This is a genomic window from Leptospira meyeri, from assembly GCF_004368965.1.
GTDB lineage: Bacteria > Spirochaetota > Leptospiria > Leptospirales > Leptospiraceae > Leptospira_A > Leptospira_A meyeri.
The window spans coordinates 142,974-161,555 of record NZ_SORO01000001.1 but is presented as its reverse complement, the minus strand read 5'-3'; the positions used below and the strand labels follow the sequence as shown (position 1 = coordinate 161,555).

17 protein-coding genes and 2 pseudogenes are annotated in these 18,582 nt (G+C 34.5%); all 19 read right to left on the bottom strand.

Annotated features, from left to right (window positions below; genetic code table 11):
- A complete protein-coding gene (locus CLV96_RS00745; protein WP_243836375.1) occupies positions 1-1,434 on the bottom strand; it encodes a hypothetical protein in 1,434 nt (477 codons plus the stop codon).
- Between the two features lie 3 nt (positions 1,435-1,437).
- Entirely contained in the window at positions 1,438-2,550 is a 1,113-nt protein-coding gene (locus CLV96_RS00740) for a DegT/DnrJ/EryC1/StrS family aminotransferase (protein WP_004783642.1), read from the bottom strand.
- On the bottom strand, positions 2,543-2,977 hold the full coding sequence (locus CLV96_RS00735) for a sugar 3,4-ketoisomerase (protein WP_004783513.1): 435 nt from the start codon (positions 2,975-2,977) through the stop codon (positions 2,543-2,545). Before CLV96_RS00735 ends, CLV96_RS00740 begins: the two co-directional genes overlap by 8 nt.
- An 8-nt stretch (positions 2,978-2,985) precedes the next feature.
- Complete coding sequence (locus CLV96_RS00730) at positions 2,986-3,678, bottom strand: class I SAM-dependent methyltransferase (RefSeq protein ID WP_035983640.1); 693 nt, start codon at positions 3,676-3,678, stop codon at positions 2,986-2,988.
- Positions 3,675-4,400: pseudogene (locus tag CLV96_RS20125) on the bottom strand (methyltransferase, TIGR04325 family); the annotation flags it as partial. The gene CLV96_RS00730 and the pseudogene CLV96_RS20125, both read right to left, overlap by 4 nt.
- Positions 4,401-4,451: 51 nt before the next feature.
- A pseudogene (locus CLV96_RS20120) lies at positions 4,452-5,387 on the bottom strand (glycosyltransferase family 2 protein); the annotation flags it as partial.
- A gap of 38 nt (positions 5,388-5,425) precedes the next feature.
- Positions 5,426-6,025 carry an FkbM family methyltransferase gene (locus tag CLV96_RS00720; protein ID WP_231292574.1) on the bottom strand — a complete coding sequence of 200 codons (600 nt, stop codon included), beginning with the start codon at positions 6,023-6,025 and terminating at the stop codon, positions 5,426-5,428.
- 105 nt (positions 6,026-6,130) lie between these two features.
- Entirely contained in the window at positions 6,131-7,411 is a 1,281-nt protein-coding gene (locus CLV96_RS00715; protein WP_004783594.1) for an ABC transporter ATP-binding protein, read from the bottom strand.
- 31 nt (positions 7,412-7,442) lie between these two features.
- Complete coding sequence (locus CLV96_RS00710) at positions 7,443-8,330, bottom strand: ABC transporter permease (protein WP_243836374.1); 888 nt, start codon at positions 8,328-8,330, stop codon at positions 7,443-7,445.
- A gap of 65 nt (positions 8,331-8,395) precedes the next feature.
- Positions 8,396-9,391, bottom strand: a complete 996-nt coding sequence (locus tag CLV96_RS00705; protein WP_243836373.1) for an acyltransferase — start codon at positions 9,389-9,391, stop codon at positions 8,396-8,398.
- Positions 9,388-10,320 (bottom strand): phytanoyl-CoA dioxygenase family protein, encoded by a 933-nt coding sequence (locus CLV96_RS00700; RefSeq protein WP_243836372.1) that lies wholly within the window; start codon positions 10,318-10,320, stop codon positions 9,388-9,390. Before CLV96_RS00700 ends, CLV96_RS00705 begins: the two co-directional genes overlap by 4 nt.
- Positions 10,321-10,477: 157 nt before the next feature.
- Entirely contained in the window at positions 10,478-11,893 is a 1,416-nt protein-coding gene (locus CLV96_RS00695; RefSeq protein ID WP_243836371.1) for a capsular biosynthesis protein, read from the bottom strand.
- Between the two features lie 401 nt (positions 11,894-12,294).
- Entirely contained in the window at positions 12,295-12,840 is a 546-nt protein-coding gene (locus CLV96_RS00690) for a GNAT family N-acetyltransferase (RefSeq protein WP_004783717.1), read from the bottom strand.
- Positions 12,837-13,841, bottom strand: a complete 1,005-nt coding sequence (locus tag CLV96_RS00685; protein ID WP_004784017.1) for a CDP-glycerol glycerophosphotransferase family protein — start codon at positions 13,839-13,841, stop codon at positions 12,837-12,839. The genes CLV96_RS00690 and CLV96_RS00685 overlap by 4 nt, the downstream gene beginning before the upstream one ends.
- A complete protein-coding gene (locus tag CLV96_RS00680; RefSeq protein ID WP_243836370.1) occupies positions 13,838-15,010 on the bottom strand; it encodes a DegT/DnrJ/EryC1/StrS family aminotransferase in 1,173 nt (390 codons plus the stop codon). Before CLV96_RS00680 ends, CLV96_RS00685 begins: the two co-directional genes overlap by 4 nt.
- A gap of 102 nt (positions 15,011-15,112) precedes the next feature.
- Positions 15,113-16,105, bottom strand: a complete 993-nt coding sequence (locus tag CLV96_RS00675) for a Gfo/Idh/MocA family protein (RefSeq protein ID WP_004783620.1) — start codon at positions 16,103-16,105, stop codon at positions 15,113-15,115.
- Entirely contained in the window at positions 16,102-16,851 is a 750-nt protein-coding gene (locus CLV96_RS00670) for a cytidylyltransferase domain-containing protein (RefSeq protein ID WP_004783785.1), read from the bottom strand. Before CLV96_RS00670 ends, CLV96_RS00675 begins: the two co-directional genes overlap by 4 nt.
- A 3-nt stretch (positions 16,852-16,854) precedes the next feature.
- Positions 16,855-17,901: a pseudaminic acid synthase gene (gene pseI, locus CLV96_RS00665; RefSeq protein ID WP_004783931.1), complete on the bottom strand. Its 1,047-nt coding sequence runs from the start codon at positions 17,899-17,901 to the stop codon at positions 16,855-16,857.
- Entirely contained in the window at positions 17,898-18,578 is a 681-nt protein-coding gene (locus CLV96_RS00660; RefSeq protein ID WP_004783791.1) for a formyl transferase, read from the bottom strand. The genes pseI and CLV96_RS00660 overlap by 4 nt, the downstream gene beginning before the upstream one ends.
- Between the last annotated feature and the right edge of the window lie 4 nt (positions 18,579-18,582).

Genomic DNA, 18,582 nt, shown 5'->3' with positions numbered 1-18,582 from the left:
CTACAATCCTAATCTCTTTAGAATTCGCTTTGAAAAACTTAACTTCGAAATTTCGATAGCGGATTCGATCTGACTTATCAGTCTCCAACGGCCATTAAATTGTATATTCATAATTGCCCTCAAACTTACTGGCAAATTAAGGAATCCATTGGCAGAATAAAAAGAAAATAAACTTCCTTTCCTTTTCTGCCAATTTCCTTTTGTTAATTTCTTTATCTTTCTTTCATCTAAATAGAATTCAACTTTTTCATTATTTGAACTCAAACCAATGATAAAAACAGATTGAAGAAAAAATTCTATGGAATTACCTCTGGAAGGAACTATGGTAATGCCGGAAATATTTTTACCGTCTTTGCTATATTCATTTAACGAAACTGAAAAAGAAAAATCTTGAAATTCAGTGGAGCAAGGAAAATGGAACTTATGCATTGTCTGCAAACTTTCATCTCCATTCCTTGTTATATATATATAAGTTTCGGAAATGGAACCAGACTTAATTGCTTTATAGTTATTTAAAGAATTAGCAAGATCTTTTAGAATTGGATTAACAGTCTCCGATTGAATCTGTCTAGTTTGAAGTTGGTGAAAATTCTTATTTAGAAATTCCGAATATTTATTATAGATAGATGAATAAATATCTTCATGGATAGTGTAAAAATTTGAAAAAAATCTAAGTCGATTCTCAACAATTTTAACGTCATGAAAATGATAAAATATGACCGAAAATAGCTGAATTGATCTTTTCTCTTTCAAAATAATTTCATGGTTATCCGAAACAAATTCATACTGCTGAACATTCCAAGGTGCAACGCCACCTCCAAGATGTTTTAATATGTGGACTCGATTGAATTCCGTAGCCCAATGGTCTAAATATTTCTGGTCTCCAAACTTTCCATCTTCAAAACGAGAATAACACCATTCAAGACATCGGTCCGCCCACCAATGTAATATCCGAATCCCATCGGCGTCATTTCGAAAGAAAACGAACTGAACACAATAGATTCCTGCCGTAGCAGACTGATCATATTCAGGAGAGTAACGATGCTCAGTGATGAGTACAGAAGAATTCTTTGCCTCATCCAATAAAACTTGAGGATTAGAGAAAAAGAATAGATCTGCATCGACATATGTGCAATGCTCTAACCGAAACTGATCAATACAAAAACGAATGATCCAAGGAGTGCAGGTCCAGCAGTATTCTCCTTTTGTTCTTTCATTTTTTACGCGAAGTAACTCGGGGGACTCAAATTCTGCTAAAGAAATCAATTGAACAAAATCTAAATTCAATTTTTGGAGAGATCCATAACATTCATTGTCAAAAGGAAACACAAAAACCTTTGCTGAAGGATCCTTTTCAGCCAAGGATTGAAGCATTGAAACTCCACGAAGTAAATAGTTCGAATCAAATAATGTACAATAATAATTAATAGACATTAATTAGTTTTGCCACCTATTTAAAACTTCAACAACTCGTTCTATTTCAGGTTTTGAATGAATAAAAGAAATTGGCAAACTTAGTTCCGTTTCATGAATTTCTTCTGCAATTGGATAAGAACCAACTACCCTGCCCCAATCGCCTATTTTATAATCATTTAAAGCTCTCTGTTTATGAGGTGGCACTGGATAGTGAATTTCTGTTTTGATTCCGTTATCCAACAGATAACTTTTCAACTTTTCGCGATGAAAAGACCTAATTGGATAAATATGGTGGACCTGATAGATTTTATGATCATCAGGTAGTGGTTTGATAAACCTGTTCGCTAAACCAGTTTCGTAAACCTGGAAAAGTTCTTTTTTATGCTGATTGATTTTGGAAAGATATTTTAACTTTACCGAAAGAATAGCTGCTTGTATTTCATCAAGTCGTGAATTCATTCCGACAAATTCATTATAGTATTTTACCGAAGAACCATAGTTTCGGAGTTTTCGTATTTTATCAGCGATATCCGGATCATCCGTTACAACAGCACCTGCATCTCCAAATGCTCCTAAGTTCTTTGTGGGATAAAAACTAAAAGCATTTACATGACCAAATGTACCAACATTCTTTTGGTTATATTTTGCACCATGTGCTTGCGCACAATCTTCAATTAAAACTAGATTATTCACGTTACAAATTTCTACAATCGGCTCCATATCACAGGGCCGACCATAAAGATGTACCACCATCACTGCACAAGTATCCCTAGTTATCTTTTCTTTTATTTTTACAGGATCAATATTATAAGTATCAATCGAAGGTTCCACTAAAACAGGCTTTAGTCCGTTTTGTATGATAGATAAAATAGTCGCAATATAAGTATTAGAGGGAACAATTACCTCCATCCCCTCTGGGAAATTATAATATTTAAGACTTAATATCAAAGCATCTAATCCAGAGGCAACGCCGATACAATACTTGTTACCATTAAAAGCTGCAAACTCTGCCTCGAACTTTTCCAATTCATTTCCAAGTATAAACCAACCACTCTGTGAAACACGTAACACAGCTTCATCAATCTCCTCCTGGAAAGGAGCATTTAAGAGTTTTAAATTTTCATATTCAATCATTTCTTTCTTCAGCAATGTATTTCAAAAATTCATCGTACTTACGGAGATAATCATCTTCATCAAAATAGTCAGAAGCATATACCAACATAATGCAATCGGAGGAAATTGATTCCATGGAATGCCACAACTCTTTTCCTAGTATGACACCAAGATTACTTTCATTCATCAAAATTTTTTGTGTATTTTTCCCATCGTCTAGATGTAAAACAAAGCTGCCACTTAGGCAAAAAATTACCTGAACTGTTTCTTTATGTGCGTGATTTCCGCGAGTGACATCAGAAGCATTTTTTTGAATGATATAATACGTCCTCTTGATCTCGAAAGGAATGTCTCGATTAGATTCGGCAACAGTTAGACTCCCCTCTCTTTGATCAACAAACTGCTTCAGCCGAACATAACCTGAGTTCTTTACAATGAGTTCATCCATAACAAAGTTTATTTTTTCTTCACCAAAAGAATATTGTCTAAGTAAAATCCATTGTTAGATGGAAGCAGTTTAGACAAAAAGATTGTCATTAACTGAATCGGAGCAAACACCAAAGGCAAACTTAATCTATAGATTGAGCGCTTCCTGGAAAAATAATAATATAAATAAGTACAAAACATTTGCCCAAGAGTTAAAACAAAGTTTCCCGTTTTATGTTGTTCTAGAATTTGAAAACCATTTCGCTCCAATAATGCCTTAACACCAAACGACGAATATCTTGCAAAATCATATGGAACTTCATGTTCATCCCAAACAAATGGAACAGTAACAATGCCTATTCCTCCTTTTTTAAGGACTCGTTTGATTTCAAGAATGAACTCATCTGGATTAAAAACGTGTTCCAGAACTTCTGTTGCTAAAAAATAATCAAAGGTATTTGCCTTAAATGGAAAATTCTTTCCATCATAGAAAACATCAGCAACTGGATTTGCCGAATTAATTCCATGTGCATAATCCATTCCTACATATTCGGCTTCTTGAAAAAATTTCTGATACGGCTTTGTGCCACATCCTATATCAAGTAACTTCCCCTTTTTTATATGGACACTTAATTTCTGGATGTTCAAAAAAAGGAACCGTCTCGTAATAAAGAACGGATTCAAGAAGATGTATTTAAAATTCGGTAAGAAGTCTCTATTCATATTTTTCTCTTAAATATCAATGCTCGATAGATAATTTCAGCGTCGACCAAAGAATAGTGGTCATTTGATTCAAAGGATTCCACCAATTCATATTTATCTGATAAAAAATCCAAAAAAGTTTTATAATTAAAAAACCAAGCAGGATACTTTGCAATGTAAATTTCTGGAGGGACAGTCTCAATCGTAATGCGATCAGGTAGATCTTTTATAAAAAAAGGAGTTCGATCAACAATGATTGTTTCAAAATTAAAACTTTTGATTAACGCTAATACTTCATAAGGATTTTTGATGTATGGCAAAACGCTCGACAAAATTACTGTTTCTGGCTGCCGATTCTTTACTGCCTCATCTATCGTATGAAAAAAGCGGAGTTCTTTATTTTCGAACTCTAACTTTCCGATGGAGACCATCTTCTCTTGTTCAACGATACTCCACTCTACCAAAGGCAATTCAGATAAAAATTTCCGGTTCTGAAAATAACTACTACCAAGTGATCCGCCAAAATCTAAAACCTTCAGCTTCCCACCATTCAAGGCTGATGCAAATAATAATCCTGCTAAAAGTGGCTGCGAATATTCGATGTTATCAAAAATAACCGAATCACGTTCATAAATGGCTTTTCCATCTCGAACTAATCGTAAAGAATCCTTTACTTTATTGATGATTATATCTGAATCGTAACCTGAACAAATTGTCGATGCTTCGTCCCAAGTTGCATAATTGCCAGTAAAAGTAATTTCAACCTTTCTCTCTTTATTCCTCAGAAATCCAAAAACTCTTTTTAGAATTCTCTTAGCGAATCCAAGTAAACGAGCAGCGATTCTAGAAAAACGGGAATACAGAGATGGATTTTGCTGTTTAGAAATGGATCGAAAATAGTTAACCATCCGATTTCTTGCTTCAAAATTTTCCTCTATAACCTTAGGGAACTCATGATTACATTTTAACGAAAATTCTTTGCTCAAATAATCATTATCATCGCAGTGTGTACCAGAATTATCTAATCCAATATTTAAAATTAAACTTTCTTTCGGATACAAAGTAAGTTTATTCTTTAAAAAAACCGAAGCGTGCCAGCGGATTGCCCAACTATTATTACGACCTAAAATTTGATCATTCAGCATCTGGAAAAATGGATACGTATGGTCGTAATCAAAACGTGCTACTAAATCTTCTCTAATTAATTGATCCCGCAATTTTTTACCATCAGGTTCAAAATATTGCCAAGCCCTTCGCCAGGTAGCCCATCCCCAACAATCAGCCCCTCTTATAAAGTAAGTATCATCTAACCCAATTGTATCCATTGGGTAACTGTATCCATGAATACTTGCGACCTTTTCTTCCTCTTTATACTTTTCTAATCCAGAATTCATAAACCGTAAAAAATACGGACTTACGAGGATATCGTCTTCTAAAACAATAACAGATCCAGACTGTTCAATTACCTCAGAAACGCCACTTATGATTGATTTAGCAAGGCCATAATTTTCTGTTCTTTCAACAATTCGAACTGATTTAAAACCTCTAACTTCTTTTAAATAGGATCTAACTTCATTGACTTTCGCTAAATGAGTTTCTGCTTTCGCAAAATCAGAGTATATAATTAAATCCGATTCAGAAGCTTCTTCATTCGCAATCAAAGAATTAATCACACGTTTCGTATGGTCAGGCCTGTTATATACAAATATTATGATAGGAGCGTATTTCATTGGTTAAGATTTTGGCAAAATGAATTAGGAAGGCCTTTTTAAATAGAGAAGTTTTTATCTAAATAAAAACAAGTGCGAGGAGTTTTACAATAAAATGAATACCCGATTTCATTTAATAAAAGATGGATTGGATTTTTAGCAATTGTCTCAAGCTCAAAATTTAGAATTTCTATTAATATTACTTTCGGTCTAAACTTCTTCCAATCCCCGGATTTCAAAACCGAAATTTCATTCCATTCCACATCAATATTCATAAAATCGATCTTTTTATCCAAAGAGAACTCCTGCAAAACACTTGCAAGTGGTCTTACCTTAACCTTTACGCTATCTTTTGATTTATAATTCGTGGTTTCTTCTAAGAACTTAACTCTTTCGGCATCGAAGGTATTCAAAGCAGCTTCTTCAAATCGATAATAAACTAATTCAGATTCTACTAAACCAATTCCAATATTCAAATTTATATCTTGTTTTCTATGTATTTCAAATTGTCGAAACCCATCTGGGGACGGCTCAATGTTGATACCAGTCCAACCCAATTCATAAAAATAATTTGTATTGGAAAATCGAAACGGATCATAAGCTCCAATGTCCACAAAATGACCATCTCTTTTATCTCCAAAAAGATCGCGGAGAACCATATCCTCTCCTTCTTGGGAATAAGAACGAAAGTAGTTTTTACTTTGAAGTTTATTTACTATTCTTTTAATTAAAAACAAATTAACACCTTTAGCAGAATAGACTAATTATTTTTCTATCTTCAATTCAAATGGCAGACTCACTAAACCCATATTGTGATGTGGATCCAGTTCGGAAGAAGTGATACTAAGCGCTGGTAAATTTATGTTATTATCAATGACGTCATACCATTTCCTTAGATCCTTATCTCCAATGGCAATGTACATTAAATATTGTCCAACACGAAGAGAATTTTTAGGAATTTTTAAGGAAAAATGGAATGGCTCCCCAACCTTTGGAGAATGTTCTGTCATACGTGTTTTATAATTTGTAATCACACTCATTGCCAGAGGTTCGATTAATGCAAAATAAAATGATAGTCCATCACAATGTTCTCGAATATTTAAAGTAAAATCTAAATAAACATCATCTTTTGAATCAAAGCTCCAAGAATGTTGGTTTCCCGTTCGAGGACTCACACTCGTAAACAAAGCATTTCCATTGCTATTCGTGCGACCCAATCGATCATTAATTGCTAAATTTTCTAAATTTGCTTCTTGAAAGAGACCAGTGTATTTTTGAATGCAAACATCAATATCACTATTTTCTTCGACCATTCCATGTTTTAGCAAAATGCCTCGTTTACAAATTGCTTGAAGTGCTTGCATATTGTGACTAACAAAAAGAACTGTTCTTCCTTCACTCGAAACATTTTGGATTTTACCTAAACATTTCTTTTGAAACTCAGCATCACCGACAGCCAACACTTCATCTACAATCAAAATCTCCGGCTCCAAATGTGCTGCAACTGCAAATCCTAAGCGAACCATCATTCCAGAAGAATATCTTTTAACAGGAGTATCGATGTATTTTTCAACTCCGCTAAAGTTTATGATTTCATCAAATTTACTTTTAATCTCTGCCGAGGTCATTCCAAGTATAGCCCCATTCAGAAAAACATTCTCGCGACCTGTAAGGTCAGGATGAAATCCAGTTCCAACTTCTAACAATGCAGCAACACGGCCTTTAATTTTAACACTGCCCTGTGTAGGCGAAGTAACCTGGGATAGTATTTTCAAAAGAGTCGATTTTCCAGCACCATTCTTACCGATAATGCCAACAACATCTCCACGTTTTACATCAAAACTAACATTTTTTAACGACCATACGTATTCACTATCACTAGCAACACTTCGGTCATTAACTTGCCCTACTTGCAAATAAGGATCTTCTTTCCCTCGGAGAAGTTTCCACCATCGGTTTAAATCATGAGCCAAAGAACCTGTGCTTATTTGACCCAATCTATATTGTTTTGAGATATTATCTATTCGTAAAACTACATCACTCATGAATTTTGTTTCCTAAAACTCAACACTGACTCTAAACAGTATCGATAAATGATCTCTCAACTCGATTGAAAATGATTATTGAAAGAAAAACTAAAACGATGGTAAATCCCAAACTGATTCCGAGATAGACCCAATCAAAAACACCAACTCCGAGAAGGATAAAACGAAAAGCCTCGATCAAACTTGTAACTGGATTTAATAATAAAATTAATTTCATCTTCGGAAAATTATTAGTTACGATCGAAAGAGGAAAAACGATCGGTGAACAATACATCAAGAGTTGTACACCAAAATTAACCAAAAATTTCAAATCCCGATACTTTGTTGTTAAGGATGAAATAATAATACCAAATCCTAAACCAATAATACCCATCAAAAAAATCAAAAAAGGGATTAAAAGGTAGTAAAAACTTATCTTTATCTCTGTCCCTAAAAAGCTATAAAACAACATCACCCCTAATAACAAAACAAACTGCAGAAAAAATTTAACCAAATTTGAAATAGCAATTGATATTGGAACGATTAAGCGAGGAAAATAAACTTTTCCAAATATTGCAGCATTGACCACAAAAGTATCAGAAGTTTTCACTAAAGTATCAGCAAAGTAATTCCAAATTGTAATTCCACTTAAATAAAATAGAAAATTTGGAATACCATCAGTAGCAATTCCTGCTACCACTCCAAATATTACTGCAAAAGTTAAAGAGGTTAAAACTGGTTGAATAAAAAACCATATGGGGCCAAGGATTGTTTGTTTATATACAGAAACTATATCTCTTCTCACGAATAGAAAAAGTAAATCTCTATATCGAATGATTTCACCTAAACGCAAGGAATACCACTTTCTACGTGGTTCTAAAATCAAGTCCCAATCTTCGACAAGCTCAGGAGTATTAATGCTATTCATTTTTATTTGCAACCTTATTCGAACAAATTCGCTGTTAGAGAGTAATGATGAAAAATCAAAATATGATCTTTAAAGGATCATTGTTTTTTGATAGAACATGATCCAACTACAATCAAAGACAAAGATTTATCCAGATTCTGATTTGGATCAATCGCAAGAGAAAAATGAATGATAGATTCTTCACTATCCAATCGAAAACTTAGATCCGTAAATTCATCAGATAACTCTTGTTTCGAATCATTATATCTCAACCAAACTTTTTCAGATACAATTTTCTTACAACGAACTACAACTACGTCCCCAGAATCGTGTTTTAATGCAATTGAGAATTGTTTTTTTGTGCCAAGACCATTCAATTCGTGATAACGTTCTCTTTCTGCATCAGAAACTAAAAAACCGGAGTAAAAATAAGGTAAATCAATACTTCGGTTATAGTCTAGTGAAGTAGGTGGAATAAAATTTATTCTATTTCTAATTTTTTTTCCAGGAACGCCTGCAACAACAGAATAAGGTAAAACATCCTTTGTTATCACAGCGTTGGCTCCGATAACGCATCCCTTCCCAATTTTTAAGCCATTCATCACAAACACGTTTGCACCTAACCAACAATCATCTTCAATTACCACTGGTTTACTATGTTGGTTTCTAAGCTCAGGATCCTTCAAAACTCTACGATCCTGATCTTTAATATTCAACTCAGGGAATTTATCAAAATAATGATTCCCTGAACTAATACTGATGTTTGCTGCAAATGTACAATAACGACCAATGGATACATCTCCAAGTATGGTAGTTCGATCTTGGATAGATGTATAATCGCCTATTTCAATTCGATTACCAGGTCCAATTTCCACGTTACGACCAATATAGACACCTTCACCTAGTAATAACTCAGTGCCATTTGGTATAATTAAATTCGATCCGACACCAATCGAACAACCATTTGAAGAGTAAAAAGTTCCTTCACAAACCAAATGATAACGATTCGAAATCTGCTCGAATCTATCGTTCAAAAGCCGATTAAGAATCTTTATGATACGGTGAATAAAGTAACTTCTAATCTTACGAATCATTGATTAACTGAAGTTTCTAAATATTTTCTAAATATTTTCGGGTTTTTAAAAATAAATTCTTTTACTTTCGAATCTGTAAATTTCCTAAACTTCCTCTCAGGGTAATTTCCTCCAAATAAATGATCACTGAAAGTTAATTGAAACAACAATCTAGAGCCATCCACAACATGTTTTCCTTTGTGTAAACCAATTGTATCTTCAATTATTAAAGTTCCTCTTTTACCAATAAATTCCTTTACCATGTTCTCGGGATATGCTTCCGCAATTTCCTCATCGGTAATACGAGCATATCCTCTCTTTAATAGTTTTTTCGGAATTTTTCCAGGTTTATGGGTTCCCTCAACAAAACAATGTGGTCCGCTGTTTGTATTCACATCCGTAATATAGAAAAAATATTTAATCCATCGAACGTGGTCCATATCAAAATGCCACATTGTCGCAGCCTCATCATTTGGTGTTTTTTCAAAATCTGTTTGCCACCACATTCCTGTAACATTAGATATTGGAGTACAATTCAAATATTCCTGTGCTATTGCAATCAAAGACTTATCAGCCATCAAAGACTGGATTACCGGATCATTAATTAATGTTTCCTCGTTAAAATCATAGTGAATTGCAATTAAATTATTAAAATCGATAATGGTGTTCTTTGCTACCTGTCCCCTACCAGAATACAGAGGGCGCGCACTACTCTCGGTAGTCGTTCCGAATTTATATAAATAGTCACACACCTCTTCTGTTAGAACATTCTCAAACACTACATATCCTTTTTCGTCCAACTGCTTGACAACTTTCTTCAAATCCAATTTGGACTTAATCGGTACGATCCCGTCAATACTGTCTAACTTAACCTTAGAACTAAACAAACTAACAATTTTGTGGATTATTTGATTAGAACGACCTCTTGTTCGACAAAACAGGTTGATCATACTATGAAATGATTCCAGAGGAGTCCTCATCTCACGATTAACAACACGAAATCCTCTTATCACATTTAAAATGTCCTTAATAAAGAACCAGTCGATTCCGATCAAACGAAACGATTTTACGATTATTAATTTTATCAATTTCATGCCTTCATCCTCATTACTTAATATACCCAAAAATATTATTTCTTAACTTACTAGATAAATTTTCTTTCCAATTTTCACCGAACTGAACTTCGCATATTGAATTCAAAATTTCCTTCACTTCATCTAATTCTTTCTCTGGTGACAACCGCATCCTATCCACTTCCAATATTTCTTCAGTAGGTCTACCGCTAACTACTCGCTCGAACATCAGTTTTCCTTGCTTCGCAACCCTTAGTTGTGGCTTTAGAAAATGATCCAATTTTAGTCGCCTCAAAACACGTCTCAAATTTCTCCAAAAAAAACTTTCAAGTAATACCAGCCTATCATCAATGATATCACTCATATCAAATACAGTATCATACATTTCAAAACCTAACCATCGAAAGGTTTTGATAATACGGTCAAAGGACCAACCGTCATCTGAGATCAATTTGTCAATTTGTACAAAATATTCAGCTTTACTTTTAGCAACACTGCCGAGATCACTTCTTGGATAAAAAGAATAATCATCAAGATACGATATAAATGGTATTCCCCATACAGCCATATCTCTTCCAGCTGATGACCAGGAAATTAAACCGAAATCAATATGCTCTAATAAATCATAAAAAGAAAGATGATCGCTTGGAAGATTCACTTTAACATTTTTGGGCAAGTTATCAAATATTCTTTTTAGTTCGATATAATGTTTTGATAACACTTGATCTCTTTGATTTGGGAGTTCGCGCGGATGAATTCGTATTATCAAAAAACAATCTGTCTTTTCCTTATAGAACTCAACAGTTTCCTTGATCCACTCTATTTGATTGGCAAATATTGCTGATTTTTCTAACGGTAATTCGTCAACTAATTGAGCAGATTTTAATTCATCATAGCTGCTTGTTGCAAGTAATGTTATTTTTGCGGTTTCTGGAATTTGAAATAAATCCCTGATTTCTTTAGCAGTCTTCCTGGAAGGTTTCCCACCATATAAAAAAGAACTCTGACCTTTTAAAATGAAATGAAGAAAACTTTTCACATTATTTAGAGATTCTTTAGTGGCAGGAAGAAATCTAAATTTTTTTTTCCACAGTTCATCTCTTTCATAAAAATGGGTAAACGAATTCTTTTTTGCGATATGAATGGTTTTAAGGCGATTTGACCAATTGGAACCGGCAAAAACAGAATAACATGGGATTTGCTTCGCCTCTGCGTACAAACGTACAACTAAATTTACAGAATAACCTGAGCTATAAAAGAATACAACATCAGGTTTATAACTCTCGATGAGTCGTTTGCCAGCAAAATAAGACCGAAGGCAAGTAATCAAGTGCAATCGAACTGCATCCCATGAATCTTCATCGATAACAAATTCAATTTTTTTATGCTGAAGGAAATGATTATATAATGAATACCTTCCAAAACTCAGCCCATCTAATTGAAAATCCATTACGTTTCTGGCAGACAACGAATTCATAATTTCTTCAATCGATTCAAAGTCTTCCCTTTGAAGTATTTCCGCTATGGTTGTGTGCGAAAAATGAAAGATGTTATTAATTTTTTTATTATTCTCTACACATTGAATGCAGATTTCTTTCTTTTTTGCCTCTTCCAGTGATTCGTCGGCACCGGTCGATTCCATCGGAATACACCAGGAATTCAGTGCCTCTCCACACCCAACATACAATATTTCGGCACCCTGCGCTCGTAATGAATGCAAAACTTGAGCTTCAGGAAATGCATGTGGCCACAAATATGAATGCGGAGCAAAGGCGAGTATTTTCATAACTTAAATTTTTAAACTACCCTAATCAATGTGATAAAACTTTGATTTAAAACGAATTTGTAATCTCAAAGAAACTCATCCCGCAAAACACCAAACTCAATCATATCTAGGTATATGCCATTTTTATAAATAGCTTTTCTACGAACTCCCTCTTGGGTCATTTTCAATGCTTTCGCTAATTTTATCATTCCCTGATTGTTAGAAAAAGTACCACAATAAATACGATTTAAGTTCATCACTTTAAAACCATGCTGAACGATTAAGTTTCCAGCTTGGAGTGCCAAACCCTTCCCCCAATAAGATTTTTCACCGAGAAATATAGCGAATTCAGCTGTTCGGTTTATCCAATTGATACCTTGCAGAGAAATATTACCAATGTGCGTGCGGTTTTTATTCTCGATCATTGCAAAAACCAATTGTTGGTTTGATTTATAAGAATTATCGATATATTCTACTAAAGATTTTTGATTAACCGGAAAAACACCATGCGAATTTCCAAAACAAACTTCAGGATCATTAAACCATTTTAAATAGTTTCCGGCAGCATCTTCAGGTTGTAATCCTCTTAAATATAGTCCATCAGCTGATAAGAATTCATTTGGTAAAATCATTTTGAATCATCCTGGTCATTGAGGTAATTGAGAATAAGATCTTTCATTTGATTTAATTCATAGGCTGGTTCACCAACATTTTTGCCTTCGAAGGGATCATCACACTTAAGGTCGATCAAACACCGAATTACCTTCGCTCCCAATATATTACCTTCTATCAATATATTGGAAAACATACCAACAATAATGTTTGAATAGTATAATAAAGTTAAAGTGTGGAACTGATCACCTATGATGACATTCGCTCCGGAATCTTTAATGAATGATAAAAAAGTTTCTTTATCCTGGTTCGGATGCATCTTAATCACAACTACATATTCTGATTGAGATTCTTTTGGTAACGCTCTTAAAAGATTTTGAAAAACACTGTATTCATCAAATCCGTATTCAGATTTTCCATAACGGTCTAAATGATTCGCACGGCTAATTGGATCTGGAGCAAAAAGTATGATTTTTTTGGTATTGGCAATTCCAAGATTTTGTAGAAATGTTTCCCTACTTACTTTAGGAATCCAATTTCGAATGTATTCTTGAAAATAATTTCCAGAAACGATAACATCTGCGTTAGGTATCTCTAACCGAACTATTTTCTCTGCAACTTCATCCAACACACAAATTACATCGGAAAAATAGTAATCCCCTTCCCACTCATATCTAGGCAAAATTCGAGTATAATGATCGATAAAAGAATAGGTTTTTATTTTCCTTTCCTTAAATGCCTTTATAAACTTAACTTCGATTGATGAATTAACTGATGTACCGGTGAAAAGAAAATCTGCATCAAATGTATCACCAAATTTTAACTCATCACCTTCCGTATAAATTGTGACCGGAATATCAAAGTCGGAGAAAAAATCATAACTTCTATCAGAAAAAACTTTGTAGTTTTGAAGTTTATGATTTAACTTCAAAAATGCTAAAACTGGCTTAGCTCCACCTGGATCACTAAATACAAATACCCCTTTGCCACTGAGATTTGGTAACAAAGAAAATTTTTTCATTTAATTAAGTCTAATTGATTCCAAACTTTATGAAAGGCTGCAATTAATAAGTTAATTTCTTCATCGTCCAGAGCAAAACCGCCAAAATAAAAACCAATGTAACTCTTATCTTGGAGGTTCTCTGCAATAGGGCAGATTCCTTTTTCATAGGTAACTTTACTTGTCTCACCAGGAGAAATCCATGGAAAACCCGATTTACCATAAGCAATTCTTTTTTGGTACATGGGAAGTAGATGAATATTTAAATAACTCGGCCTTAAACTAGGGATTCCCTCTGCAGTTAAAACCTCAATTAACTTCTCACGAGTAATGCCTAACGAATCAAAATCAACAATCAAACCATACATATAATAAACGTGTGTACATCCATCCAATGGTACAGGAAGTTTTAATCCTTTTAAATCTTTCAAACCTTCGTTTAAAAGTGCACCAGCACGAATCCGCTGTTCAGCAATTGAAGGGAGTTTTTTTAGTTGTTCAATTCCAATTGCTGACTCAATTTCTCCCAATCTAAAATTAAAACCAATCATATTAGAGATATCAATTTCACCTTTGGGACCGACTACTGCCTCCGCATGATTTCGTATCAATTGCAGTCTTTCTGCAAGTTTTGCATCTGCAGTAACACAAATTCCGCCTTCTCCAGTATGGATATGTTTATGGTAATTCAAACTAAACACACCAATATCGGCATTAGTGCCTACTTTTTTTCCCCTATACATTGCTCCCGGAGCTTGTGAGGCATCTTCAATTACTTTTAAACCGAATTCTTTTGCTATTTTCAAAATTTCAGTAAGCTGAGCCGATTGACCAAAAATATCAGGTACAACAATAGCTTTCGTTTTTTTTGTGATCAATGACCTAATTTTTGATGGATCAATATTAAAATTATCAGGATTGATATCAACAAACACTGGTATTGCATTCCAAACTAAAATAGCAGTGGCAGAAGCACACATAGTCCAAGGACTTACTAAAACTTCGTCAAAAGGTTCTACACCAACGGCTCCTAAGGCGGCTATTAAACCGGATGTTGCTGAATTTACACTTACTGAATACTCAATTCCAAATTCTTTGGACCAGTTTGATTCAAATTCCTTTACTTTCTTACCACCGAAAAAATCTTCATGCCAAGAACCATAGAATCGAGACAATTCACCAGATTGCAAAACAGATTGAACCGATTCAATTTCCTCTTTTCCAAAGGAAATATATGGTTTTAATTCTTTATTAATAGTTTTTTTGCCACCTAAGTAAGCTAACTTTTCCATTTAATTCATTCCTTCCATATTCGAACATTGAGAGAAAATTTGATCTACTACTAACTGAGTATTTAACGCAGAACTACCGTCTGATTCACAATCAATTTCATTTTCCAAATAATTATACAGTGCATCCATTGTATACCACTGGTATCGATTGAAATCGGTAGTTACAAGCTGACTATTGAATGATTTAATTTTATAATCTTTAAATACAGAACTTGTTTCAACGGGAAAATATTCTATCTTTACTCCACCTTGTTGGTAATTGATGATTCCCTTCTCAGTTAAAAACACAATTTCCTTAACTGAAAAATCATCTTCATTCCCTGCCATAAAGTACGCATCCACTCCGTTTTCAAAATGGAGAAGAAAATCCGGTTCGAGATCTGAATTTCCCAAAACATTTCCAACTTTAAGCACCTTACAATAAGTAGGTTCTCCAAAGAAAAATGATAACAGATTTATGAAATGGGATCCGTTATTCAAAACACCTTTAGAATAAAACACTGAGACTTTACGAATTTTCCCAAATTCATTTCTATCAAATTTTTTCTTTAATTCAACATGTCCTTTTTCAAAACGACGTATAAAGTTTACAAGTAGTAGACATTGTTTTGACTGGGCTTTTTTCACCATTTCATCGGCATCGTTTATACTATCACAAATTGGTTTTTCACAAACAATGGCTTTCGGCCCGAGGTCTATTACTTCATCAAAAATAGATTTGTGCAAATGACTTGGAACACAGATAGATATGACATCTGGATTATATTTTTTTAATTCGGAAACAGTTTCAAAAGCAGGTGATTTATATTTGGCACTGAATTTCTCCCGAAAACTGCCCAAGGTATCAACACCAGCAACCAAGTGAAATCCATTGTGTTGGAAATATGCGGATGTATGTGTTAAACAAATATCATTTCGATCAATATCCTGATCGTAATCGAGACCCTGACCGATACTACCAAGCCCTACTACTGCAGCTGAGTATTGTTTCAATTGAGACCTTTTCTCTTTACATCCCGGTTTATCTCAAGCCAAGACTCCTTTTCCTTGATTAGCGCAACGATGTCTGCACAAGAAAAATATGGATTTTTTTCATAAAAATATTCTATGATTTTTTTGATTAACTCATAATCAGAAGCCTCATCCAAAGTTACCGCAAGTTCTGGCCAATAATCCAAATAAGATGACACTAAATGAACTTGTTTGAACAAATCGGGATTTTGTCTGATATGTCTTGTGACATGTTCCCTATCTAACTTGTCTTCAGTCATATTGAAAGATTTTTTAAGTGTATCTAATGAAAAAACTTGTGTATCCATTCCTATGGGATAGGAACGTACGACTACATTACTTGCATAATCACATGGATTATGTAAATATAATTGTATTGTTTGATCGACTACAGCTGGATCAATAATAGGACAGTCTGCTGTTATTTCGACAATGACATCAGCCTTAGCAGATTCTCCTGCACCCACAACTCTGGACATAACATCATCTTCACTTCCCCGAAAATAAGAAATTCCCTCATTTTTGGCAAAATCGATTAAAACATCATCCGTTTTGTTTATTGTCGTGGCTAAAACAATTTCATCAATTGAAGGAACCATTCTCAACCGTTGCACTAAATAATACAACATTGGCTTATTCAATACTTCCTTTAATACTTTCCCTGGTAATCGAGAGGAAGTCATCCTTGCTTCGATCGTAGCAACTATTTTAGTTTTAACCTTTTCCATAAATTAACCCAATAACTCCCATTTTACGGCGGTTCCAACGGTAACATCTTGTTTCAGTTTTTTGCCAATCAATTCTTCTGCATACTTCGGAGCCAAGCCATATCCTGGACGTATTCGACGAATATCTCCCTTTTTAATTGTATCCCCAGCTTTCAAATCTTTGATAAAATATAGTGATCTTCTAAATACTAAATTTGCTTCTTCTGCCGGCTTACGATCATAACCTGCTACACCTAACGCAAGCCATGCGTCCTTTGTTTCGCGGCATAGGGCATTTAGTTCTTCAGGGGTGATAGAAAATTCAGAGTCCGGCCCCTTCTCAGATCGATCGATAATGAAGTGTTTTTCGATAACAGTCGCACCTAAAGCAACTGACGTAATGGAAGCCGTATTTGTTAGGGTATGATCAGAAAGGCCAATTTGAACCCCGAATTTCTCTCGCATATCAGGGATCGTTAGCAAATTTGATTGATCTATCGGAGCAGGATAACTGCTGATACAATGTAGTAAAATCAAATCCTTACACCCTCCACTCCTTGCTGCGTCCACCATCTCTAGTATCTCTTGATAATTGGCCATTCCAGTCGACATGATCATAGGCTTTTTTGTAGATGCTATATAACGAATCAGAGGCAAATCAGTTGCTTCAAAAGAAGCAACTTTATAAGCGGGGGCATTCAAATTTTCGAGGAGGTCTACAGCTGTTTCATCAAACGGAGTAGAAAATATTGTGATTCCAATTTTTTTTGCATAATCAAAAATCTCTTTATGCCATTCAAAAGGAGTTTCTGCCCATTTATATAGATCATATAGTTTATATCCATCCCAAAGACCACCGTGAATCTGGAAGTCTTCTTTATCACAATCGATTGTCATTGTATCAGCAGTATATGTTTGAATTTTGATTGCATCTGCACCAGATTCTTTGGCGAATTTAATAGTTTCCAATGCACGCTCAATCTTACCATTATGATTAGCCGAAAGCTCAGCGATGATATAAGGAGGAAATTCTTTTCCAATTTTTCGTTGATTAATTGTTATTGTATTCATAATTCTTCTTTCAAAATAAATTCTACGTTTGCTGATAGTTTTCCATCCAAGTATTTTGCCTGGTTAAATTTTAATTGATAGTTTCCAAAATTAATATACGCATTGGGATAACCATCTGCATCTAACATCCGTATAAAATCATAAATTTTTTCTAACTCCAATGTTTCAGGCAATTCGCTTTCTTCTGGTTTCCTGCGTTTAAAAATAACTGGCTCTCCTTCTTGTGGAGTCGCTCGGGGTTCATTCGATACAAATTCAGAAATCATCTTCCAAGTCAAAGTAGATGTTCGGGTATAAATTTCTTCGGCGGAACCGTTTAAATCCAAAGGAAGCTTCATATACACAGGTCCTGTATCCAATCCCTTCTCCATTCGAAGTGCTGTCAGGACTGTTTCCTTGTGACCTCGAATGATTAAATTCTGCAAAGGAGATCCACCTCTTCCGTAAGGTACATCTGTCATATGAAAACAGATACATTCATACTGGTTAAGAATCCGCGGAGGAACTATCCACCTCCAATGTGGAAAAAAAATGTATCTTGGACTCGAATCTGCTAGAACAAGATCTAAACTTTCCGGATTATCTACAAATTTCCATTTACCAGGTATTAACTTGGATTCGCATTCGAATAACTCGCGGTTCCACTTTCCCACTGCTGCAACAATATATTCTTTCATTTGA